Genomic DNA, 22,092 nt, shown 5'->3' with positions numbered 1-22,092 from the left:
CTTACAAATGCAAAATAAATATAAGCCTTAATAATTCGTTAAATAATTTTATATCATTTTTTATTAAAGAACTTAGGTAATTTAACCCCAGTCTGGCCTTTATAACTACCATCATAGGGTTTTTCGGAAGGAGTTTCCATTTTAACAAGAATTAAATGGAGAAATCTATCACCAGAATATAGCTTAACTGGAAATTCGCTTCCTATAACTTCTATTGTTAACTGGCCTTCAAAACCTGCATCAGTTACAGTGCTAGGTATATAGATACCCGTTCTAGCCCATGTACTCCTTAAATTGACTAATCCTGCTAAATATGATGGCAATTTAACGTATTCTAATGTATGAAGTAAGTAATGTCTATGAGGTTCTATTATAAAACTATTTGATGAATTGCATTCATAAAACTCCTTGGGATCCTTGGGATTATTTGGATCTAAAACGGTATCTGTTTTTTTAAATGCGCAATACTCATTACCAAGTTTTAAGTCAAGCCCGTTTTCCCTTACAGTATCATCACTCAAAGGATTAATTATAAGCTCACCAGATTTTAAAAGAATTTTTATGTCTCTATCACTTAATATCATTGTTTACACCAATACAAAATAACTAATTATAGTTTAAAACTAATCCAGCTTATATCTATCTCATAATAATTATGAAGAGGCTTTGACTAATCCCACATATAATGGATTAGGATTCAATGGTCTACTTGTAAACTCTGGATGTGGCTGTGTCCCTACAAAGAATTTGTGATCTCTCTTTGATAACTCTATGAACTCTACTAAGCCTTTATCACTCCAACCGCTTACCTTTATTCCAGCATCAATTAGTTTATCTAAATATTGTAAATTAACTTCATATCTATGTCTATGTCTTTCATAAACTATTTCCCTTCCATAAAGATCATATACTGTAGTATTTTTAACAACATTTATTTTAGATACTCCAAGCCTCATGGTGCCCCCCATATTATCAATAATCCTCTGTTCAGGTAACAAGTCAATAACTGGATATGGGGTATTCGGATTAATTTCTGTCGAATTAGCATCTTTCAAGCCCAAAACATCTCTGGCATATTCAACTACTGATAATTGCATACCAAAACATACGCCGAGAGTTGGTATATTATTTTCTCTTAGATATTTTATGGCCTTAATTTTTCCTTCAGTCCCACGAGCCCCAAAGCCCGGTAATACTACAGCACCCTTAACATTTTGTAGCACTTCTTCAACTTTTATATGTCCATTTTCAATATCTGTTGCCTCAACCCAAACAAGCTTAGGAATAACGTTAAGAGAAACACCTGCACTTTTTAATGCTTCTGTAATACTAATATAGCTGTCTTTTAGTTTTGTATATTTTCCTATCATAGCTATAGGAACTTCTTTATTAATAGATTTAATTTTTTCAACAAAATTTTCCCAAGAAGCTAAATCGGGTTCTCTATCATTAATATTTAGCTTTTTAGTTAAGAATTTTCCATAACCTTGATTTTCTAGTATCAAAGGTACTTCATATGGTGTTATTGTATCATGATCACTAAAAACAGCTTCTCTTGGCAAATTAGAAAATAATGCTATCTTATATCTTGATTCATCTTCCAAGGGTCTAGAACTCCTTACAATAACAGCTGTTGGCTGTATGCCTATTCTTCTTAGTTCTTGCACACTATGTTGAACAGGTTTGGTCTTTTGTTCTCCAGTTGCTGATAATATAGGAGACATTGCAACATGCATAAACAACACATTATCAGATCCTAAATCTATCCACATTTGTCTAGCAGCTTCTAAAAATGGAAGCCCTTCAATATCTCCAACAGTCCCTCCTATTTCTATTATCATTACATCTACTCCTGTTTCTTTGGCTAACGTTATTATTCTGTTCTTTATTTCGTCTGTAACATGAGGTATAATTTGAACTGTTTTACCTAAATATTCTCCTTTTCTTTCTTTGGTAATAACATTAAAGTAAATTTGACCAGTAGTTATATTATGCTTTTTACTTAAATTTATTCCTAAAAATCTTTCATAATGACCTAAATCTAAATCTGTTTCTCCTCCATCTTCTGTTACATAAACCTCTCCATGAGCATATGGATTCATCGTTCCTGCATCAACGTTTAGATATGGATCAATTTTGATTATACCTACATTATACCCTCTTGATTTTAGCAATAAACCGGTGCTAGCAGATACGATGCCTTTCCCTATTCCTGACATCACTCCTCCTGTAACGAAGATGTATTTTTCATTCATCATTAATGCCTTTTATTATACTATACGGCTAACCTTTTAAATATTATAAGCGCATTAAATTGTGGGAGACTGAGTTGAGCATATTAATATATGCATTAATTTCAATAATACTTATTGAGTTAATAGTAATACTTTATTTATACATATCTAATTGGAGAAAATCTGTAAAGATAGATAGCATAAAAAGTAATATTGAAAACTTAGCAAATGAAAAGGCAAAAGTTATTGCTATGGAGTCTATAGAAAAAGCTAGAAAAGAAGCTGTACAACAAAGTAAAGCTGTTATAACAGGCAAAGTATATGAACAATTTGCTCCTTATTTACCTAATTTTAAGCATAATCCAAAAGAAGCTAGATTTATAGGATCGCCTATAGATTATATTGTTTTTGATGGAATAGAAAATAATGATGTTAAAGCAATTTATTTCGTTGAAATTAAAAGTGGAAAATCAAATTTAACGAATAGGGAAGAATCTATAAAAAAAGCTGTTGAAAAAAAGGCTGTTTATTTTGAAACAATTTATATAGATGATAAAAATAATAGCTAAGAATTGAAAATATATTCATATAAAATACATTTAGATAAAATTTCATATATCCAAATATATAAGAATAAATAATTGATAGATAAAGGGGGCATTAATGGAAATATATGATATGCATTGTCACCTAAATGAATTCGATGATAAAGAAATAGAAGAAATAATAAAAAATGATATCAAAATAGTAGCTGTGTCAGAGGACGTTAAAAGTTTAAAAAGGATATTAGAATTAAGTAAAAGTTTTACAGGAAAAATAATTCCATGCGGAGGATTTCATCCATGGATGATTAAAAATGGGAATTTAGATGATCATAAAGAAATACTAAATATAATTGAAAAAGAAGGGTTAAATTGCATTGGAGAGGTTGGCATAGATAAGAGATTTCTTGATGAGTCTACATATAAATTACAAGAAGAAATATTCATTTCATATGTAAAATTGGCAAAAGAATTAAATTCATTTCTTAATATACATTCACCAAGTGCATGGAATGAAGTTTTTGTCGTATTAGAAAAAGAAGGAATTGAAAAGGCAATGTTTCATTGGTATACAGGACCAACTAGTTTAATTAATGAAATAACGAATAAAGGATATATAATATCATTAAATGTTGCATTAATGATTCAAAAAAAGCATCAAAACATTATAAAAGAAACACCTTTAGCTAATGCAGTAGTCGAAAGCGATGGACCATATAATTATCACGGTGTAAGACTTACACCTTTAATGATATTTGAATTTATAGATTTTATTTCAAAATTAATTAATGTAAATAAGAAGGAATTGAACGAAATATTTAATAGAAATTCAATAAATCTTTTGAAAAAATAATTAATAATTATTTAAAATAATTTCTGCATTGTCACATAAGAAGGCCTTTTTAGGAACTAATGAGTATTCAAACTCACTTATTTTTTTTCTATATGCTTCCAAACATATGCCCTTCTTAAAAAGAGGGGCATTTATAACAAAAGTTTCTGCCTCTCCTCCTTCAAATGCTATATGAAAACCGTATAATTTTGAGAGATCAACTAATTTTTTTAAAACATTTTTATCTACCTTTATACCTAAAAAATCAATTGGTATTCCATAAGTAGTTATTTGAGTAATAATAAAAGAAATATTGTAATCTATAAGTTCATACATATATTTAATTGGATCTTTACCCCATTGGGGGTCAAACAAATTAACGTTAAGCTTTCTTGCTAGATACTCAAACCTCTTTAACTGATACTGACTTGCAATACCACCTATAACTAATGTATCAAAATCATTTATTTTCTTTATTTTATATAATTCATTATACAATTCTTCAACTTCTTTTTCTTTCTCCCCACTAATGTTTAGCAAATAATGGATTTCTTTTAAACCCATAGATTCCGTTTGTAAATTTGTCAATTCAACAAAAGGAAAATGAAACATATAGCTGTCATTTCTTTTTGGTTTAATACTTGCGATACATGATATTTCATATCCAAAGTCTACTGCTTTATGCAAAGCATATGTACTGTCTTTACCTCCAGATAATAGGGAACAAGCCTTTTTTGGCATAGATTTGACCTCTTTAAACCCAAAAAAGAGTTCTTATTATGTTATGGATAAATTCTTTCTCTAAACCTCGGGAATGGTATTGAATCTCTTATATGATCTAAACCTGCTATCCAAGTAACTAATCTGTCTACACCTAAACCATAACCACTGTGAGGAACTGAACCATATTTTCTCAAGTCCAAATACCATTGATAATCATTAGGATTAAGACCTTCTTCTATAATCCTTTTGTAAAGTTTTTCATAGCTATCTTCTCTTTGACTTCCTCCAACAACTTCTCCATAACCTTCAGGTGCTTCCAAATCAAATCCATAAACAAGTTCAGGCCTAGAATCATCAATTTTCATATAAAAGCTCTTTAAATGCTTAGGAAACATAGTTAAGAAAAATGGTGTATCGTAATACTCAGTTAACACCTTTTCTTCATCGGCTCCTATATCATCGCCCCATTTCAAATTAATACCTTTCCTTTTAAGCTTCTCAATTGCCTCATCATAAGTAATCTCAGGAAAACTTGTTTTTAATGAATTTTCTAATATGCCTACATTTCTCTTAACAATTTCTAATTCTTCTAGTCTTTCATCTAAAACTTTTTTAATTGCACTTTTAACCAATCCTTCCACATGCTTCATCATATCTTTCATATCCATCCAGGCAGCTTCTCCTTCTAAATGATAGTATTCATAAAGATGCCTTCTTGTCCTACTTTTTTCAGCCCTAAAACTTGGCGTTATTGCCCAAACCCTTTCTAGACTAAATATCATAACTTCTAGATAAAATTGAGCACTTTGACTTAGATATGCTTTTTTACCAAAAAAGTTGACCTCAAATAAAGTTGCTCCACCTTCTACAGCGCTTTGTGTTAAAATCGGAGGATTTACTTCCCACCAATTGTTTCTCTTAAAATATTCTCTCATCCCTTCAAGAATTGATTGCCTTATTTTCATAATAGCTGTTAATTTTCTTGATCTAAGCCATAAATGTCTTATATCTAAAAGATAATCAATGCTTTCTCCTCCTTTTATTGGAAAATCGTCTGAAAAGCCTATTACCGATAAGTTTTCTATTTGAAGTTCTTTTCCACCTGGAGCCCTTTCATCATCCTTAATAATACCTTCTACTATAATCGAAGATTCTATATTTACCTTTTCCGCAAGAGACACAATTTTTTCTGAAGAATTTTTCCTTGGCAAAACTGTTTGCAATATACCATCTGAATCCCTAATTACAATAAATATGTTATCTGCAAGATCCCTTTTTCTATAAACCCATCCTCTAACTTTAGCCTTTTCTCCTTCATTTAATTTCATTATTTCCTTTGTACTTTTAAATTCACTATTTTGCTCACTCATGTTTCTGTCCCTATTTTTAATATAAATTTTAGGTTTATATTTTGTGGTTATCTTTAACAAAAAGGAAATATTAAGGGAAATAAAATAAAATGATAAACCTCTAATAATGTTTATAATCTAACTTCCTCGGACCTAAAGAGAAAACTGTTTTCCGTAATTGCAGAAGATTGATTAATTTCTAAAATGGAATTGTAAAAATCTTTATAAACTTGAACTCATAAAATGGAATTGTAAAGGACCCTGAGCCGGGCGTGATCGCCGAGATCGAATGGGCCCGTAGTCTAGGTGGTTAGGACGCCGCCCTTACACGGCGGAGGTCGCCGGTTCGAGCCCGGCCGGGCCCACTATTTTATCTATAATCAGAAAGATCTTTTCCATATTTATATAAGGAAAATAAAAACCTTGTTAAGAATTATAATAATATCATGAACTTACTGGAGCTACATATATAATAAATTCTTCTGGCCCAGAAACGCTAAACTCTATCTTTAGTGGGTAATCGCTTGTAAATTCCAAACTCACACTTTCAGCTATTGTAGTTATAGGCTCTAGGGTTGATTTGAGAGAACTTAAGCTATATGATGAGCTAGATTCTTCATCTATATTTAACTCCTGTAGAGGCGAATCCTTCTTCATAATCCACTGATAAAACTTCTCTTCTCCACTAGCTTCCGCTATAATTTGGTCCTCTTTACCTGTAATTTTAATTATATCCCCAACCAGTTTTGCATCTTTTATCAATGTGTCTATATCTCCTGCAGAAAGTATAAAACGAACTGTTGGATTCATTTTAATTTCTTTAATTTCATTTCCTTCTGATTCTCCACTAGAAATTTCAAATGATCTTTCAACACCTGTTTTTTCATCAATCAAAGATACTTTCATATAACTGTTTCCAGTTGTATATTCTAAAATTATTTTATCATTTCGTGTAGATCTCCTAAGAACCTTGCTTAATTCTCCTATATTCACTGTTAAACTAATATCGGAGTCAACAGAAAGTTCTTCAAACCCAGTTGATGATACCTTAAATATTCCCAAAATCGTTTTATCTGGACTGAAAACCCATGAACTTAATCCATCAGTACTAAAATGAAATGTGCCTTCATCATTTACTCTTGCTAATGCTTGGACAATTTTTTTAAATTTGCTACCTGATGGATATACTGCTTTAAGTGATGCCAACTTAATTCCCCAGTATAATAATAGTTTATACCAAATATAAGGATTCTTATTCTTTTATCCTTACTTTTCATATCTTAATTAAAAAAATTAAAATTCACTCAATCCAATCATTAGTTTGTATCTTTTCTGGAATGTATTGGAACGCTAGGAATTTTAATCCTTTGCTTGCCATAGCTTCTATTTCAAGCTTTGCCTTCTTATCCATAAACATATCAATTTCTCTTTTCCATAGCTTAGAATGGAACCATGAATATCTCATTAATTCCTTTGCTCTTTTTATGTCAACATCTTTTGCTTTTATTATAAAGTTTCTTCTCTCTTCTTCGCTTAAATAGGCCTTCTTAGTGCCATAACCAAATATATCACTCATTGATACTCCCAAAAATTTAGCCTTAGGAGTTGCTAATCTTTCACTCTCATAACTTAGCTGTATACTTCCTACTTTAAAAACGCTATATATGTACCATCCATATGGATCTGAATCGGTTAATATATAAACAGGTAACTTTAACTCATCATGAAGTCTCCTAACAAATCTTCTAGTTGCTCTATCAGGTTGACCTGCACCTGTAACTAATAGCGCCTTATATTTTTGCCAAAAACCTGCTCTATGTAATTGCTGAAATACTGCATCTTTCTCCACGACCAAAACCATTTCTGCATCATAATCAAGAAATTCTATTAAATCAGGGGTAGATTCTATTGCATAAGCTCCATGACCTAATTTAGACAAATCTATAACATCATTACCGCTCCTAATTCTCATGTTTCCAACTACTTTACCTTTTTCTTTGCTTAAAATTAACATGTCCTCTCTAAGTAATCCTAGCATAACCTCAACGTCTCTTATTGAAGCATCACTTTCTGATTGCTCTTCCCATGTATTTTCTTCCTTTAACTTTCCATTTAAATCCTTGTATAATATTGTATGCTTACCTCTATAATACAAATCTCTTATTGTTGGGTATTCATTTTCGACTAATGCTTGATATATAATTGATGCCATAAGTAATGTTTGCATGAATTTTTTAGACTCATTCATATTTAAGAAATTCCTTTCTATTTTCCTTATGCCCAGTTTTAATATACCTTTGTTTGGGTCAAATACGGTGTTAGCTAATGTTCTCATAGGTATCTCTAATTTAGGGGGGTTTTCTTTGCTTATCTCTTCATGTAATTCAGAAAATTTTTTATGAAATATTTCTGCTACCTTTTTTCTTGCGGCAATATCTATTTTATCTATATGGGACATATCTTATCACCTTATTGCTCTAATTTAACATTAGCTATTACAGATCTAACCACCTTCTCAGGATCCTCTTCTTTTCCATCAATTTTAGGAAACTCTATTGATCTAGATACTATTTTAATCAACCTTTCTACCAAATCCTTATCATTATTTTTATTATTCCCCCATTTTTCTGGTGGTATTGATAATACTGATAGACTTCTTGCAATTTCAGGAATGTACTTTGATATTGTTACAATCTTTTCTCTTAAAATGTGCTCGCTATTCCTTTTAGATATATATAACCTTAGACTTCTTGCAATTTCTTGAATAGCATTTCTAATTTCACTCTCTAATTCCGATACCTCGCTTAATGATTCCTTACCTACCCCCTTATATGGAATCTTTGTGCTCGCTACATGAACCAAAACAACTAAAGGCATAGGCTCCTCTATATTATAAATTTTCCAATTTATTGAGCTAACTACTTTGTATGAAACGTCCTCCCTCTCTTCATATAACAATGGTATTTTGTTTGCATATCTTAGCAAAACTGGTTCTTCTGATGGAGGTATATTTCCACCATACGCAATACCTGCCTCTACAATAAATGGATGACCCTCGTATGCCTTAGCTTGTCTAGTTATAGCCTTTACCCATTCTGGGTTAAACAATCTCTTTAAACCTACTTCAATAAGCTCTTCTCCAATAGGGCTTAAATATTCACTCCTTGGAGGTCTGAAACCTTTATAGGTTCTTAATCCAGTAGATAATGTTTGCAAAAGCTTTGAATTCCCCTTTTCTATAAGGCTCTTAGGATTCATGTTTGGGTCTAATCCCATGCTCTCCAGGAATTTTCTTGCTGTAATTTCACCAATTGTTTGAAATTCCTCAGTCATAAATTCTAATAAAGTCTTTGTTTTGGTAAAAGATATCATAGCCTTGAGCTGTTCTATATCAATACCATGAGGATGTGGCTTTGCTTCACTTGGAGGTTTAGGTATTTTCTTTGTAACCCTTGGGAAATAGAATATTTCATTATCAGGAGTTTCAAATATAATTTCTGCATAAGGGGAAATTAATGCTATTCTCTTTATGTACTCTATGATCTTAGGCTTTGCCCTTGTCCAGTCTCCTTCCAAAGTTAAATAAACTTTAGTCCCATGCCAATTATTCTTCTTAATTAATTGACCTTCCTCAATAATAACTGGCTCATTTTTCTTTATATCAATTAATAACTTTCTATAATATATATTTTCACTTGAATCCATTGAAGAAATAATAAAAACAGGTTGACCTGTTGTCATCTGAGAATATAGTATAGCAGCTTTTATACCGAGGCCGTACATACCTCTTGTTTGCCTAATTACATATTTACTGCTATATAATACCTTTCCAAACGCATTAGCTATTTCATTTGGAGGAACACCAATACCATTATCTTCTACAGATACTTCATATTTTGCAGGTTTATCATCTGTCGCTGCCTCTAATTCTCTTAAAGAGATTCTAATTTCGGGCAAAATACTATGCGTATCTGTTGCATCTAAAGAGTTTTCAACAAGTTCTCTTATTGTTTGATATAGTGCCCTTGTTGTATTTGAAAATCCTGCTAATTCTTTATTCTTAGCAAAAAATTCCGCTATACTCATCTCCCTATACTTTTCTTGGGCTTTTATCTTTTCTTCGGCCTCGGCACTCATTTTTTGCACCCTTTTATCTTTTTTACACTTTTACATATATGCACTCTTACTCTTAATACCAGTATAAGGTATATGCTCAAGGTTTTAATAATTTAGTAAAAATCTTATTATAATTTAAAATATTTTTAAAAGAGAAGCTGCTAGTATTGGTAATGTTATTGTAGCATCTCCATAAACAATTGATTTTTTAGCCTTTGGTTTTACTTTTCCCCAAGTTATTGCTTCTTTAGGCATTGCACCACTTAGGCTTCCATCCCATTCTGATGCAGTTGTTAAATAAACTACATAATCAAGTCCATTCTTAAATTGACTCCACCATATTGCATGATGTTTACTAATCCCTCCACCAATAATAAGAGCTGTAGCCTTACTTTCTTCATTAAAAAATATATCAGATAATTTTTTCATGTCTATAAAATAATTTATTTTGAAATTTTTATATCTTTGTGATTCCATAAATAGATCTGTTCCAAAGGCTCCGTCTGGCCATCCAGGAACAAAAATGTCTGCATTAGAATTCTTTGCTGCCCTTAAAATACTATATTCATCTTCTATCATGCCTCCAGCTAGATTTAATAGCTCATGAATTCCCCATTCATCCTTTATTTCTACAGCTTTCTTTACTAATTTCCTAACAAATTCTTCTACCTTCAATCCATAATCTTCCACTTTTATAAAAATATTTCCAAGCCTATGTATATTGTTTTTATACAAACTTTCATCATCAGATTCAAAATATCCTTGATAATAAACCCCGCCATTAGACCTAGCTATATCATGATCTAAAGTTCCACAAGTTGTAATAATTACATTAAATATCCTTTTTTCTATCAATTGAGACAAAATGCCTCTTAATCCAGTTGAAACTAAGTTTCCAGTAAAAGTAAGTATTCTTATATCGGATTCTTTTAAACCTTCTTTTAATATTTGAGATGATTCATATAAATGACCTGCCATGAATCCATATATTTCACCATAAGCTTCTATTAATTTTTCAATTGGCATATTGGGATCAATTCTCACATCCCTAACAGGTTTGACTTCCATGTTTACACCAAATTAATTTTTATAGAGATCTATAATAAAAGCTTATGACTATATAAGAAAAAGTGTCCCACCCCTAAAGTTTTCCTCTTTTATCGTGTAAATATGGTTCTAATCTCAACGAATTCATGACATTTGGAAGAGGGGTAAACGAAAGTTTTCTTAGTATTTAAGCATTTTGATTTTGAAATCCTAATCACTTTTTAAAAAAATAAATATTTTGGTGAGAAACATGAAAAGAAAGGCTTTATCTAATTTAATTGGAACCATTATTTTAATTAGTGCAACCCTTATTGGAGGTGTGCTTGTTTATAACTATTTTCAAAAGAGTATGACTACAATGGAAAACATGGGTCAAAATGTTTTCATAATGGCAAATTCTCAGATAATAAACAGCAATTCTCAGATAATCTACATAAAAATAACTAATAATATGCAAGGCCAAATAAAAATTATTGGAATATATGGTATTTATCAAAATGGTACTCAAGAAAACCTAACGTTAACTTCAAATAACATAAATCCTGATATAATAAATAAATACATCAATTCTGGAGAAACAGTTTCTTTTGTAATATATGCTTCATCTAACATACAATCAATTTTTTTACAATATAATGATACCCAATCAAATGTAATCATGTCTTCACAACCAGTAAATTTAAAGTGATTTTAAAAATGCCTATATTGGAAAAAGTCATCAAAATTATTAAAAATAACTCTAATGAAAAAGAAAACGTAACACAAGAATTTTTTTATGAAAAAGAAAAAAATTTTAGAAAAATACCACCAAAATGGTCTCTAGTAGCACAATATAAAATTGGTCCAAATAACTATTATCTCTATAGAGGAGAAGATAATCTAGTTCATTTATATGTATCAGAACCAGAAATAAATGTTACAACAGAATTGTTAGCAGGCCTTAAAAAAGATATTAAAGAAGAAGAAAAATACATAATAGAAAAGTATAAGAGTGGTTACGGAAAAATATACCCTTTAATTATAGATCCTAACATAGATGAAATATCCTATAGTGGTTTCACAGGCAATATAAGTGCTATACATAAATTAGTGCCATTAAGATGGATCATTGTTGATATAAGGATAAGCAAGGAAGAGGCTGATTCTTTAGCTGTAGAGTTAGCTAGAAAGGCAAATAAAGTAATTAGCATATCAACTCCATATGTTGAGGGTATAACAGATGATGGTAACAGGATTTCTGTTTCATTTTTAAATGAGATATCTCATTTCGGAAGTAATTTTGTTTTAAGAAAATATCCTGAAAAACCATTAACCATGTCTGATTTGTTAATATCAAAAGTATTAACTCCTCCTATAGCAGCATACCTATGGCTGCTAGCAGAAGCCCAAGGATTTTTAATAATATCAGGTAGCATGGGAAGTGGAAAAACAACTTTACTTCAATCAATAGCAAGTCTTTTACCTCCTTATAGCAAAGTAATTACCATAGAAGACACGCCAGAATTAAAACTAATTAATCCAAATTGGGATTCTTTCATAACAAGACCAAAACTTCCTGGGACTGAAATGCAGGAAATAGATCTAGAAGATTTGCTAAAATATGCACTAAGAAGGAGAGCCGATTATGTTATAGTTGGTGAAGTAAGAGGAAAAGAAGCAAAATATCTTGCCCAGGCTGCAACAAGTGGTTATGGGGCTATGACAACAATTCATTCAGATTCTCCAGAAGGAGTTATTACTAGACTTAGCTTAGATCCCATAAAACTTCCTTCACTATTTATCAAATCTATTACTGCTATAATTCAAATAAGAAATCTTCCTTCACTAGGTGGTAAAACTATAAGAAGAGTATACGAAATTTCGGAGGTTGATGATAAAAATCTTATTAACATATATAAACTTGGAAACCAACAAAACGATGTCAATAATATTATCAATAATAGCAAAAAATTAGAAATAGCAATTAATAGACTGGGATTCAATTATAGCGAAATTTATGATGAATTTACATCAAGAATTAAATTCTTGGAAAACAATATGGGGAAAACACCTGAAGAATTATATGTATCATTATCAAGGTTTTATGTTGAAAAGTATGGTGATGTCTTATGATAAATTTAATTAAACCCAAAAATATTGATAATTTAAAGATTGACATAAAATCTGCCATTTTAATAAATAAAGTTAGCTATATCCTTAGGATTGCTTCTTTTCCGCTTTTATCAATATCAGGTTACTTTTTACATATTCATAAAATTATTGATAGCATAATCATATTAGTATTTGCTTTATTGTTTTTCTTTTCTAATTTTTGGATAACTGATTTGTGGCTAAAATTGGTAGATAATGGAATTGAGAATGAATTACCCACCCTTTTAGCATTTCTAATTCCGTATGCAGCAACAACCAAAAACTTAGTTGATCTTTTACTTAACATTCCCAAATCATTAAAATTGTTTTATATTAATAAAGAAATTGAGAGACTAAAACTATTATTAAACTTTACTCAAGATAGTAGAAAAGCACTGTCTCAACTAGGTGAAACTACACCTAATGCTAGATTTAGAAGGCTAATAATTGAACATGTACAAACAGAAACCATGGGTACATCCAAAAATAGGATTACAATGCTTTTGTATAGATATGCAATTCTTGGAATAAGAGATAGATGGAGGAACTATACAATACTTGGAAAAGAGCTTGCAGAGATAGATATAGGAATAATGTTATCTATAGGTATGTTAGCAGTTCTAATGCTGTTGGGTAACTATAATCTATTGTCTATTTTGCTATTACTAGGATTATTTTTAATTCCTATTTCCTCAATAATATTAATTTTGACAAGACCTAAAATTGGAGAACCAGAAGGTAATTTTTTTATTATAACCATTTCAATAATTTCTCCTCTTATTTCTTCTTTTTTAATCCTAAGAGGTTTTCAATATTTATCCATAGTCCCTTTTATTATTAGCATTCCAATATTGGAAATATATAATTATAATAAATCAAAAGAAGCAGATAATGCGCTATCATATCTAAGAATCGCTTCAGAAAAAGCCAAACTAGGAAAAAGATTTGATATAGAATTAAACAAATCAAAAATATTAGCAAAAAACATAATTCAAGGTATATTAGAATCTGAAAAAATAGCAGGCAAAGTTGGAGCAAGCAATGCCATAGAGGGTTTGAGATTAATAATAGAGGAATCCAGAAGGCTATCAAACTTAATTAAAGCTCAATCTTTATTTATGATATCAATTGCCCTCTTTTCTCCTTTAATCTCAATTATGGCTATTAATATAATTTCTAATACTTTTTTAACAGCGTCTCAATTTCTACCAATTAATTATGATATGGTAAATACATCACGAATTATTATAGCATCTTTATCTCCATTATCTACTTTACCCATATCTATACTTTATAGAGGTAAAAATCCAACCTTAATTCCAAATCTATTATCAACGTTAATAACATTATTTGTCATTAGATAATGAGTTAAGCATGTATATCCTTGATTCGTAATATGTAATTTCACCGTTTTTATCAACTATCGCTATAATAGGAATATGAGAATCTGCAACAGCAAGCTCGCTCCAATTGGCAATTTTATTAGTTGTTATAGGACTTCCTTCGCTTAACACAAAAACCTCTATTTTCTTTAGCTTATGTGTTTCTGAAATAAGAGTATTATCTCTTGGTCCAATCCAAACTCTTCTTCCTCTTTTTCTCAAATCATAATAAACCAAAAATATATGTAATGGTATTTTATAGCGATCAATCAATTCCAATGCTTTCCCCCACCCAACTTCATTATCAATCATAGCTTTTTCTATTGCTATTAAATAAATTCCTTCAAGTAGGTTCACGCTATTATTAACTATTAAATCATTTTTTATGAGTTGCTCACAAAATTCATTATCATAGCAATTTTTTACCATTAGTTTCTCTTCTTCAATATTTAATTCAAGATATGTATCCTTAGCGTTCTTCATCTTTATCACCAAAGATCCCATTTACAAAGGGGGCCATTTTATTTATCCTCAGCTCTTTTATAATGCCTAAAATATAAATAATCTACTAATTCTATTAATGCAGCAACTCCTGCTCCAGCTACGCTATAAAGCAAGAATCCACTTCCGATGAATATATTTATTATGTCTGATGCAGTTATCAAATTCAAACTTAAACCATAAGTTTCCAAAGATAAACCAAGTTGGCTAAACGCAAAGGCTAAAGATACTATAACTGCTATTGATGCTATTTCTTTAAATATATATAAATTGCTTTTAGTAACTTTATAGAATATTCTTGCAACAACAATATAAAGAGTAAAACCAGCCAACAAAATTGGTAACGAGTTTGCTGATACACTTCCTATTAATATTATTAAATTTTTAGGTCTTGTTACAAAAGAATAGTATCCTGCTACAATACTAGCCAATATTGTAACAGCTAATATACCCAATCCAGCAATTTGAAAATGGCTTGTTTCTCTTAAATAATTAGCCAAGGACCTCATTGCATTATAAGATTTGTTTTCAATATTAAATCCTTTTAATATTAAAAAAATCCCAGCTATAGCAAGTATAACCTTTAATGCTAATATAATATATCCAAATATTGATAATATTCCGAACAATGCAATAAGTACTCCAGGTATACCTAAAAAATACTTAGAATACCTTGGATCATTAATTGCCTTCCTTATATATCTAGCTAGCAAAAAATAACTACCCTCAACTCCTAGATGTTGTTCAACTATAACTCTTTTTAAACCAGCTATCGGAGCTAATTCTCTTAAAACTTCTGCGATTAATAGTTCATCTGTACCATCACTAACAAGATATAATTCAACGTTATTACCAATCTTATCTATTAATTGTTTAACTCTATCTTTGACAAACATCTGAGCTAACAAAGTATTTGTTGGATGACCTCCAACAATAGCTATATCAGGTTCTTTAGATGAATTTTTCATACTTTCGTATAGATTTAATCCAGCAAATATAGCGTTAGTATCTGCATCTTCTGGCCTTTTTTCGGCAAATTCCAACGCTGCTTTCATGACGTCTTCTTTTCCATAGACTAGAGATTTGCCTGTAACACTGCCTATATCATCATCTATGTCAATAATCAATATTAATGGTTTTTTTGTGTTTTCACTCACAACTCTTTGCCCAGTTATTTATATTGAGGTGAAATAATAATATTTTTCTTTCTATCTCATTATAATCATATAAGTAATTTAAGGAAGCGATATTTTCTTGCTATTCTCAAAACTCTGTTTTATATCATTTTATAATTTTTTATAATCCCAAGTATTTTCATAATTTAATAATTATAATTTGAGAATCCTTTTTACAATAGGATAAAATAACATAAAAATGAAATAGTCTACTTTTTAAAAATTTATGATTATCAATAAGATAATCTAAATAAAATATAGGATTATTAAAATTAATAAAATTTTATCATGTTTCTTTTATTTAACACGAGTTTATTATCTCTGGAAATTAACTTAGTTTAGTGCTAGAAAAAGGTGGATAACTATGGCTGGAAGGTATTATGATATTGAATTTGACGAATCGTTCATAAATGAGCTAAGAGAGACCTTAGCATATATGGTAAATCCTGTTACAATAAACATATTTATAGATGATAATTGTGAAACATGTGAAGATACAATTAAATTAATAAAGACAATTCAAGATGCCTCCCCTATTAAAAACGGCAAAAAGATGATAGAAGTAAAAATATATAACAAAAACAATCCTGAAGATTTAAAAGAATTTGAAAAACAAGGGGTTGAAAGAGTACCAGCAGTTACGTTGATCAATGGCTTGATAAAATATAGCGGTATACCAGCAGGAGAAGAGATAAGGGGATTTATAGAGACAATCATGAGAATAAGCGAAAATGACAGTGGTTTAGAAAAAGAAACTAGAGAAGAACTGGCAAAATTAAATGGAAAGGTACACATAGAAACTGTAATTACACCCTCATGTCCATACTGTCCTTATGCAGTATTATTAGCTAACATGTTTGCTTACGAGGCTTACAAACAAAACAATCCCAAAATATTATCAGAAACAGTAGAAGCATATGAAAATATGGATATAGCTGAGAAATATGGCGTAATGAGTGTACCGGCAATAGCATTAAATGGCGTAATGTCATTTGTTGGAGTTCCATATGAAGAAGATTTCGTGTCGTACATAAAGGCAGCAGCAGAAAACAAATTAAAACAAATGGCTCCAAAAGAAGAAGGAGAAGCTACTGGAATCTAATCTTTTAGTCTTAACAACTTATTTTTAATTGTTGATTCTTTGATTATATGTAACCTAGCGTTACAATAGCATCCAGATGGAGCAGGAATTCTATAAATTCCCTTAGATTCGATTATATCATAACATCCTAAATGAGAACAAATTTCAATCTTATCCGTTTTTATTTTTGGTATCATTTCAATAATTGAATCATTATTTGTTGCATTAAATATCTCAAATTCAATAAATTCATCATATATTCCGGACAATATAATGGCTGAAGATCCACTTCTTACATGATTCATAATCTCATATCCATATGGAAAATCTACCAAAGTCTCAATTAATGATCTAAAAGATAAAATTGGACCCGCGTTAACTATATAGAAAGGCTTATCAGTTTTTATTCTTAATTCTCCTGGAGAAATTTCTATTCCTATACCATATCTTGATACAATTCCGATTGGATTTTCTGAATCTAAAACAAAAACATTGGCTTTAAAACATTTCTTATCATAAGCATGAAACTTGAAAAACCTAAACGGATATAATATATAATACTTAAAGTCATAAAGTGGTATTTTAAAAAACATTTCTTTTTCATGATCAAAAACATATGTTACGTTTTTATTGTTAAATAGTATTCCCATATCTGTTTCATATAAGTTTCGCGTAGCAAATGAAAACCTATTTTTAACATTAAACTCTAGGTATCCCACCCTAAATGTGGGTTTATTTTCATTATGTTTCAACTCTACGCAATTTTGTTTTTTTATAAACTTAAATGGCTCAGAACTTCTTACATATATTTTTTTATTATTATATTGAAAACATTCTCCATAATCTAACTCTTTATCTATTGGATTTATAGGATTCCAACCTAGTGGATTTATTTTATAATCACTATTTATAATGCTTTGTGGTATAAATTCATTATAATCAAAAGATAATGTTTCCATTGGTTTACTAGGTATCTCAGAAATAAGCCCTCCTCCATTTAAGTTCAATTTATATGAATTACAACAATTCCAAGATAATTTGATTCCCATATCTAGATCTATGTCATAAATTTTGTTATTATTCGCTATGGCAGGAAAAGTTGGAATACTAAGAACTTTATTGCTAAATTTATTATTTTCAATAAAGATCTTATATAGGCTAAACCATTCTTCAAATAATCTTTTGTTTTCCATATCTTACTTCCCCATTTATTTCGATATGTTATTTTATATTATTCTCTTTCCTCCCTTTATATAAAAACGATAATGCTATTGAATCAAACATAATTACACAAAAATAATTATCACATATTCTATATATTTAATAAAATTTAATAAAATCAATATACATATGCTATAACAATACCGCCAGTTTTCTTAACTAACGCATCTTTATGTGTCATAACTCCTTGATTTGTTGATATTATTAAATGTCCCAAATCTCTACTTGCCAAAAATCTCCTCAAATTTTCTGGCAATCTTAATAATTCATTATATTTGATTGAAACTCTAGGTCTAACTGTTCCTATTTTATTTATTCTACCTAGTAATTGTATTTTGAACTTACCAAATCTCCCATCATCTATGTACTCAAATTCTCCTATATAACCTTCTTTTTGAAGAACCTTTAACACTGATGCTGAAAGTTTTGATGCTGGCATTAATATTACTTCTCTTTCACCTCTAAGCTCTGCATTCATTATTGATGATAAATGACCAGATAAAACATCTACCATTTCCTATCACCTACTTATATTTTTTAAAACCTAATGTTGGGGCTACCTCCCTAAAACATTGCCTACACAAATATAAACCGTATTTTTGTATAACTGCATCCCTAGTTCCACATCTTTGACATCTTTGGGCCCCTCTACCCATGCTTTTCATTTTTGGTGGCTTATACTTTCCCATCCATATCACCTCATATAAATGTTACCCCAAATTCTTTACTAAGTAATACCATCGTTTCTTCAGGCTTAACCCTATGCCTTAAAGGTAGATCAGAAGTTTTTATTTTTCTCTTTTCTATCCTATAGCCTGGTTTCTCAACAGTTATTATTACATCCATACCTACGATTCCTATTTCTGGGTCATATCTTGCTCCAGGCAACAATATATATTCAGTTATCCCAAAACCTACATTACCAAACTTATCAATGCTGCTTTTCTTAATTCTATAACCTACAGCTTCTAGAGCTTTCTTTAAAAATGCATAAGCTTTTTCCCTTCTTAAAGTTACCATTGTTGCTATATTTTCACCCTTTCTTACTCCAAAGGCCCTAACAGTTTTCTTTGCAGCCCTTAATGATGCTTTTTGGCCTGTTAACTGAGTCAATAATTCTTGTACTTTCACTAATTTTTCACCACCTTGGCCTAAAGCTATATTTACTGTTACTTTTGTTATCCTTGGTTTGGTCATAGGATTTTCTTCCCATGACTTTAATATTTTATTTACCTCATCTTCGCTTAATGCTATGCTCATAATTCTATCTCACCTGGTAAAGATATAACTGGTTTTTCTTTGCCTACAATTAATATATAATCAAGAATCGTCTGTATCTTCCTTCCACTCTTTCCTTCTAAAGTTACTGTACTGCTCTTTCTTCCCCATTGTTTATTTACTGAAACAATCTTCCCTAATTTTCCTACGTTCTTACCCCATATAACCAATGCGTAATCTCCTATTTGAAAAGGTATGTGCTCCTTTATTTCTTGATTTGGTAAGGTTATTAGCAATGTATCTAGTGTTTTATAAGGAACTTCTTTCTTTTCACCTTCTTTAAATTTCACTAAAATATTACGCCCCCCACTTAGGTTTAATTGTAAATTACCTCCTTTGACTATAGTCTTATTTTCAATCCTTACTGGCTTAAGACTTGCTTCTTCCTTAGTTATTTTATAAAGCCCTAGATAATCTGTTGGATATGGTATTACTCTATAATATTCGTCGTTCTCAGGTATCTCTAAAACATCCATAACACTGAGTGGGTATTTATAATCGTTAACAACTCTTCCGTCAACCTTAATTTTATTTTCATTAATAATCTTAATAGCTTCTTTACCCGTTTCGGCATATTTTAACATATCCCTCAAAACTACTAATAAAGGCAAACTTTGTTCAGCATTATGAGGTCCAGGTGATGGTTTAGGAGTCCACGGCCTTAATTTCCTCTCAATAGGCCAAAATGGAGGAGCTGCTATACCCTTAATAGACCTTGTTCCTCCCATGTTACCCATTTGTCTTCACCTCTTTTTCTTCTGTGCTTTTTTCTTCACTTGATTCCTGAGCCTTAGCAAATTCACTTTGTGTTTCCTGCATCTTTCCTCCTCTCCTCTGCACAATTTTCTTTCTTTCCTCATCTTTTAAATCTAAATCAATTATTTCCAAATTCCAAGGTCTAATTTTCACTGGTATTTCAGTTCCATCTGCTTTTTTCCTTTTAATTCCCTCTATTTTTACAAACAATCTCTTTAAATCAACCTCAGTGACCTTTCCAGTTTTACCTTTATGAGTTCCTTTCACAACTCTAACCTTATCTCCTACTTTTACTGGTAAATTTCTAATTCCGAATTTATTTCTTAATTCTTTACTTAATTTAACTGTAACTAGTTTATGCCTCAAATGTAAAGGCATATTAAATAAGTACTTCCTTTGTTTCTTTGGAATAGATGAACTTATCATTTAAATCACCTCATATAATTGATGTTGCAAGCTTTGCAACCGTAGGCCACCTTTCTGCTACTTCTTTTGGTATAGCCCCTCTTATTTCACTCCCTTTTGGAGTTCCATCAGGATTAACTAAAACTAGTGCATTATCATTAAAGGATATCCAAGTACCATCTGATCTCTTATAAGGTCTTTTCTGCCTTATGACAACAGCATAGCTAATCTGCTTTCTAACTTGGGGGGTTCCTTTTTTTATTGAAACAACAACTAAATCTCCTACAGTTGCCCTTCCCAATCTTCTTACTCTAGTTTTTACTAAAGGTACGTCTACTATCAAAGCTTCTTTTGCCCCACTATTATCTGCAACTAACGCAACTGAACCCACTTGAAGGCCTGCGCTAAATCCTCTTCTCGAGAGCACTGCGCCATATTTCTTTTTCTTTGGCATTTATCATCACACCCCTACTTATATTTTACCTAATATTACAAACTTAATAGTTTTTGATAAAGGTTTTGTTTCTCCAATTACTACCTTATCTCCTTCCTTTATATCTAAGCATTCAGGCACATGAACTAGTTTCTTTGTTTTTCTCCACTCATACCTTTTATATTTACGCTCATAATATAGATACTCATGCCTTACTACTGCACTTCCCTTAGCCCTAAATTTTTCAACAATACCCTCTAACAGTACCCCTCTAACCCTAAGTGATCCATGCCATGGACAATTTGGATCACTGCAACTTTTTGAGGGTGGACTAACCCCAGGTATCTGTAAATTCTTTATTGCTTTTTGTTCTGGCATTAAACTTACACCCATCGCGATTCCTCATTTTACCGCACATCAAAAAGTAAAAAATGATACTTATAAACTCTATTGGAGCCTTTCGCATGGTCTTCTAAACATCACTCTATTTAAAGATATTCTTATTTTATAAATTTGAAAAAATCTATAAAAGGCTATATCTTAATTTTTTTTAAATTTAATGTGTATCTTAAAAAATAAATTGAAATTTTTATAAACTTTTTAAGATCATTTTAAGATTTTCTTAATCCTATCTTCAGGCCTACCAATCAAGTTATCTCCTAATACAACAACCCTTTCATTATCAATCTTAATTTCAAATATTGCCCCCTTTTTTAATATAGTTGCCTTACCCTTATTAGTTTCTATAATGATTGTATTTTTTGTCTCATATAAAATTTTTCCACATTTACCTTCAATAGAAGGATCTAAATGCTTAACTATGCAAACATATAAGCCTATTATTTCATGATATATTAAATTTTTCTTATTTATTTTCAAAAAAGATC

General features: G+C 30.5%; 25 protein-coding genes and 1 tRNA gene. 7 read left to right on the top strand and 19 right to left on the bottom strand.

Going from position 1 to position 22,092, the window contains the following annotated elements; genetic code table 11:
* Window positions 1–53 precede the first annotated feature (53 nt).
* Both dcd and CALAG_RS06840 read right to left on the bottom strand, forming a co-directional pair.
* Window positions 54–584 (bottom strand): dCTP deaminase, encoded by a 531-nt coding sequence (gene dcd, locus CALAG_RS06845; protein WP_015233005.1) that lies wholly within the window; start codon window positions 582–584, stop codon window positions 54–56.
* A gap of 69 nt (window positions 585–653) precedes the next feature.
* Window positions 654–2,255 carry a CTP synthase gene (locus tag CALAG_RS06840; protein WP_015233004.1) on the bottom strand — a complete coding sequence of 534 codons (1,602 nt, stop codon included), beginning with the start codon at window positions 2,253–2,255 and terminating at the stop codon, window positions 654–656.
* Window positions 2,256–2,329: 74 nt separating this feature from the next.
* On the opposite strand from CALAG_RS06840, the gene CALAG_RS06835 reads away from it, so the two are divergent.
* A complete protein-coding gene (locus CALAG_RS06835; RefSeq protein ID WP_015233003.1) occupies window positions 2,330–2,803 on the top strand; it encodes a Holliday junction resolvase-like protein in 474 nt (157 codons plus the stop codon).
* 94 nt (window positions 2,804–2,897) lie between these two features.
* Window positions 2,898–3,629: a TatD family hydrolase gene (locus CALAG_RS06830; RefSeq protein WP_015233002.1), complete on the top strand. Its 732-nt coding sequence runs from the start codon at window positions 2,898–2,900 to the stop codon at window positions 3,627–3,629.
* Here CALAG_RS06830 and CALAG_RS06825 read toward each other — a convergent pair whose 3' ends face one another.
* Together CALAG_RS06825 and asnS are read right to left on the bottom strand one after the other, a co-directional pair.
* On the bottom strand, window positions 3,630–4,349 hold the full coding sequence (locus CALAG_RS06825; protein WP_015233001.1) for a diphthine--ammonia ligase: 720 nt from the start codon (window positions 4,347–4,349) through the stop codon (window positions 3,630–3,632).
* A 41-nt stretch (window positions 4,350–4,390) separates the two neighbouring features.
* A complete protein-coding gene (gene asnS, locus CALAG_RS06820) occupies window positions 4,391–5,701 on the bottom strand; it encodes an asparagine--tRNA ligase (RefSeq protein ID WP_015233000.1) in 1,311 nt (436 codons plus the stop codon).
* A gap of 270 nt (window positions 5,702–5,971) precedes the next feature.
* On the opposite strand from asnS, the gene CALAG_RS06815 reads away from it, so the two are divergent.
* Window positions 5,972–6,045, top strand: a tRNA-Val gene (locus tag CALAG_RS06815).
* Window positions 6,046–6,124: 79 nt separating this feature from the next.
* Here the strand turns inward: CALAG_RS06815 and CALAG_RS06810 are convergent.
* The 4 genes from CALAG_RS06810 to CALAG_RS06795 all read right to left on the bottom strand — a co-directional run bounded on the left by CALAG_RS06810 (window position 6,125) and on the right by CALAG_RS06795 (window position 10,864).
* A complete protein-coding gene (locus CALAG_RS06810; RefSeq protein ID WP_015232999.1) occupies window positions 6,125–6,886 on the bottom strand; it encodes a DNA polymerase sliding clamp in 762 nt (253 codons plus the stop codon).
* A 94-nt stretch (window positions 6,887–6,980) separates the two neighbouring features.
* Complete coding sequence (locus CALAG_RS06805; protein ID WP_015232998.1) at window positions 6,981–8,138, bottom strand: DNA topoisomerase IV subunit A; 1,158 nt, start codon at window positions 8,136–8,138, stop codon at window positions 6,981–6,983.
* Between the two features lie 11 nt (window positions 8,139–8,149).
* Entirely contained in the window at window positions 8,150–9,793 is a 1,644-nt protein-coding gene (locus CALAG_RS06800) for a DNA topoisomerase VI subunit B (RefSeq protein ID WP_083859987.1), read from the bottom strand.
* A 138-nt stretch (window positions 9,794–9,931) separates the two neighbouring features.
* On the bottom strand, window positions 9,932–10,864 hold the full coding sequence (locus tag CALAG_RS06795) for a deoxyhypusine synthase (protein WP_015232996.1): 933 nt from the start codon (window positions 10,862–10,864) through the stop codon (window positions 9,932–9,934).
* Window positions 10,865–11,093: 229 nt separating this feature from the next.
* Between CALAG_RS06795 and CALAG_RS06790 the strand changes: the two genes are divergently transcribed.
* From CALAG_RS06790 to CALAG_RS06780, 3 genes are read left to right on the top strand one after another with little or no spacing between them, the layout of a single operon-like run.
* On the top strand, window positions 11,094–11,531 hold the full coding sequence (locus CALAG_RS06790) for an archaellin/type IV pilin N-terminal domain-containing protein (protein ID WP_048816826.1): 438 nt from the start codon (window positions 11,094–11,096) through the stop codon (window positions 11,529–11,531).
* 8 nt (window positions 11,532–11,539) lie between these two features.
* Window positions 11,540–12,955 carry a type II/IV secretion system ATPase subunit gene (locus CALAG_RS06785; protein WP_157463225.1) on the top strand — a complete coding sequence of 472 codons (1,416 nt, stop codon included), beginning with the start codon at window positions 11,540–11,542 and terminating at the stop codon, window positions 12,953–12,955.
* The gene (locus tag CALAG_RS06780; protein WP_015232993.1) at window positions 12,952–14,337 is read left to right on the top strand and encodes a hypothetical protein; all 1,386 of its coding nucleotides are present in this window, start codon (window positions 12,952–12,954) and stop codon (window positions 14,335–14,337) included. Before CALAG_RS06785 ends, CALAG_RS06780 begins: the two co-directional genes overlap by 4 nt.
* On the opposite strand, the gene CALAG_RS06775 is transcribed toward CALAG_RS06780, so the two are convergent.
* Entirely contained in the window at window positions 14,320–14,838 is a 519-nt protein-coding gene (locus CALAG_RS06775) for a PDDEXK family nuclease (RefSeq protein WP_048816825.1), read from the bottom strand. The two genes, CALAG_RS06780 and CALAG_RS06775, sit on opposite strands and share 18 nt — an antisense overlap.
* 38 nt (window positions 14,839–14,876) lie before the next feature.
* A complete protein-coding gene (locus tag CALAG_RS06770) occupies window positions 14,877–16,013 on the bottom strand; it encodes a DUF373 family protein (protein WP_015232991.1) in 1,137 nt (378 codons plus the stop codon).
* Between the two features lie 382 nt (window positions 16,014–16,395).
* Here CALAG_RS06770 and pdo point away from each other — a divergent pair, with 382 nt between their 5' ends.
* The gene (pdo, locus tag CALAG_RS06765) at window positions 16,396–17,133 is read left to right on the top strand and encodes a protein disulfide oxidoreductase (RefSeq protein WP_015232990.1); all 738 of its coding nucleotides are present in this window, start codon (window positions 16,396–16,398) and stop codon (window positions 17,131–17,133) included.
* Here the strand turns inward: pdo and CALAG_RS06760 are convergent.
* The 9 genes from CALAG_RS06760 to CALAG_RS06720 all read right to left on the bottom strand — a co-directional run bounded on the left by CALAG_RS06760 (window position 17,130) and on the right by CALAG_RS06720 (window position 22,084).
* The gene (locus CALAG_RS06760) at window positions 17,130–18,305 is read right to left on the bottom strand and encodes a hypothetical protein (RefSeq protein ID WP_015232989.1); all 1,176 of its coding nucleotides are present in this window, start codon (window positions 18,303–18,305) and stop codon (window positions 17,130–17,132) included. The genes pdo and CALAG_RS06760 overlap by 4 nt on opposite strands.
* 146 nt (window positions 18,306–18,451) lie before the next feature.
* Window positions 18,452–18,847, bottom strand: coding sequence for a 30S ribosomal protein S8 (locus tag CALAG_RS06755; RefSeq protein WP_015232988.1), 396 nt, complete (start codon window positions 18,845–18,847; stop codon window positions 18,452–18,454).
* Between the two features lie 10 nt (window positions 18,848–18,857).
* Window positions 18,858–19,022, bottom strand: coding sequence for a 30S ribosomal protein S14 (locus CALAG_RS06750; protein ID WP_015232987.1), 165 nt, complete (start codon window positions 19,020–19,022; stop codon window positions 18,858–18,860).
* 10 nt (window positions 19,023–19,032) lie between these two features.
* Complete coding sequence (locus CALAG_RS06745; RefSeq protein WP_015232986.1) at window positions 19,033–19,593, bottom strand: 50S ribosomal protein L5; 561 nt, start codon at window positions 19,591–19,593, stop codon at window positions 19,033–19,035.
* Window positions 19,590–20,348 carry a 30S ribosomal protein S4e gene (locus CALAG_RS06740; protein WP_015232985.1) on the bottom strand — a complete coding sequence of 253 codons (759 nt, stop codon included), beginning with the start codon at window positions 20,346–20,348 and terminating at the stop codon, window positions 19,590–19,592. Before CALAG_RS06740 ends, CALAG_RS06745 begins: the two co-directional genes overlap by 4 nt.
* The gene (gene rplX, locus CALAG_RS06735) at window positions 20,341–20,793 is read right to left on the bottom strand and encodes a 50S ribosomal protein L24 (protein WP_015232984.1); all 453 of its coding nucleotides are present in this window, start codon (window positions 20,791–20,793) and stop codon (window positions 20,341–20,343) included. The genes CALAG_RS06740 and rplX overlap by 8 nt, the downstream gene beginning before the upstream one ends.
* A gap of 10 nt (window positions 20,794–20,803) precedes the next feature.
* Window positions 20,804–21,226, bottom strand: coding sequence for a 50S ribosomal protein L14 (locus tag CALAG_RS06730; protein WP_015232983.1), 423 nt, complete (start codon window positions 21,224–21,226; stop codon window positions 20,804–20,806).
* 18 nt (window positions 21,227–21,244) lie between these two features.
* Window positions 21,245–21,583 carry a 30S ribosomal protein S17 gene (locus tag CALAG_RS06725; RefSeq protein ID WP_157463222.1) on the bottom strand — a complete coding sequence of 113 codons (339 nt, stop codon included), beginning with the start codon at window positions 21,581–21,583 and terminating at the stop codon, window positions 21,245–21,247.
* Between the two features lie 228 nt (window positions 21,584–21,811).
* Window positions 21,812–22,084, bottom strand: coding sequence for a ribonuclease P protein component 1 (locus tag CALAG_RS06720; protein ID WP_015232981.1), 273 nt, complete (start codon window positions 22,082–22,084; stop codon window positions 21,812–21,814).
* Between the last annotated feature and the right edge of the window lie 8 nt (window positions 22,085–22,092).

This window comes from Caldisphaera lagunensis DSM 15908 (assembly GCF_000317795.1).
Lineage (GTDB): Archaea > Thermoproteota > Thermoprotei_A > Sulfolobales > Acidilobaceae > Caldisphaera > Caldisphaera lagunensis.
Note: the sequence above shows the minus strand (reverse complement) of the source record. Positions and strands in the feature narration are given on the sequence as shown.

Coding starts and splice junctions, on each gene's coding strand:
- dcd (WP_015233005.1), bottom strand. CDS start 584: ATGATATTAAGTGATAGAGACATAAAAATTCTTTTAAAATCTGGTGAG.
- CALAG_RS06840 (WP_015233004.1), bottom strand. CDS start 2,255: ATGAATGAAAAATACATCTTCGTTACAGGAGGAGTGATGTCAGGAATA.
- CALAG_RS06830 (WP_015233002.1), top strand. CDS start 2,898: ATGGAAATATATGATATGCATTGTCACCTAAATGAATTCGATGATAAA.
- CALAG_RS06825 (WP_015233001.1), bottom strand. CDS start 4,349: ATGCCAAAAAAGGCTTGTTCCCTATTATCTGGAGGTAAAGACAGTACA.
- asnS (WP_015233000.1), bottom strand. CDS start 5,701: ATGAGTGAGCAAAATAGTGAATTTAAAAGTACAAAGGAAATAATGAAA.
- CALAG_RS06805 (WP_015232998.1), bottom strand. CDS start 8,138: ATGTCCCATATAGATAAAATAGATATTGCCGCAAGAAAAAAGGTAGCA.
- CALAG_RS06795 (WP_015232996.1), bottom strand. CDS start 10,864: ATGGAAGTCAAACCTGTTAGGGATGTGAGAATTGATCCCAATATGCCA.
- CALAG_RS06790 (WP_048816826.1), top strand. CDS start 11,094: ATGAAAAGAAAGGCTTTATCTAATTTAATTGGAACCATTATTTTAATT.
- CALAG_RS06785 (WP_157463225.1), top strand. CDS start 11,540: ATGCCTATATTGGAAAAAGTCATCAAAATTATTAAAAATAACTCTAAT.
- CALAG_RS06780 (WP_015232993.1), top strand. CDS start 12,952: ATGATAAATTTAATTAAACCCAAAAATATTGATAATTTAAAGATTGAC.
- CALAG_RS06775 (WP_048816825.1), bottom strand. CDS start 14,838: ATGAAGAACGCTAAGGATACATATCTTGAATTAAATATTGAAGAAGAG.
- pdo (WP_015232990.1), top strand. CDS start 16,396: ATGGCTGGAAGGTATTATGATATTGAATTTGACGAATCGTTCATAAAT.
- CALAG_RS06760 (WP_015232989.1), bottom strand. CDS start 18,305: ATGGAAAACAAAAGATTATTTGAAGAATGGTTTAGCCTATATAAGATC.
- CALAG_RS06755 (WP_015232988.1), bottom strand. CDS start 18,847: ATGGTAGATGTTTTATCTGGTCATTTATCATCAATAATGAATGCAGAG.
- CALAG_RS06750 (WP_015232987.1), bottom strand. CDS start 19,022: ATGGGAAAGTATAAGCCACCAAAAATGAAAAGCATGGGTAGAGGGGCC.
- CALAG_RS06745 (WP_015232986.1), bottom strand. CDS start 19,593: ATGAGCATAGCATTAAGCGAAGATGAGGTAAATAAAATATTAAAGTCA.
- CALAG_RS06740 (WP_015232985.1), bottom strand. CDS start 20,348: ATGGGTAACATGGGAGGAACAAGGTCTATTAAGGGTATAGCAGCTCCT.
- rplX (WP_015232984.1), bottom strand. CDS start 20,793: ATGATAAGTTCATCTATTCCAAAGAAACAAAGGAAGTACTTATTTAAT.
- CALAG_RS06730 (WP_015232983.1), bottom strand. CDS start 21,226: ATGCCAAAGAAAAAGAAATATGGCGCAGTGCTCTCGAGAAGAGGATTT.
- CALAG_RS06725 (WP_157463222.1), bottom strand. CDS start 21,583: ATGCCAGAACAAAAAGCAATAAAGAATTTACAGATACCTGGGGTTAGT.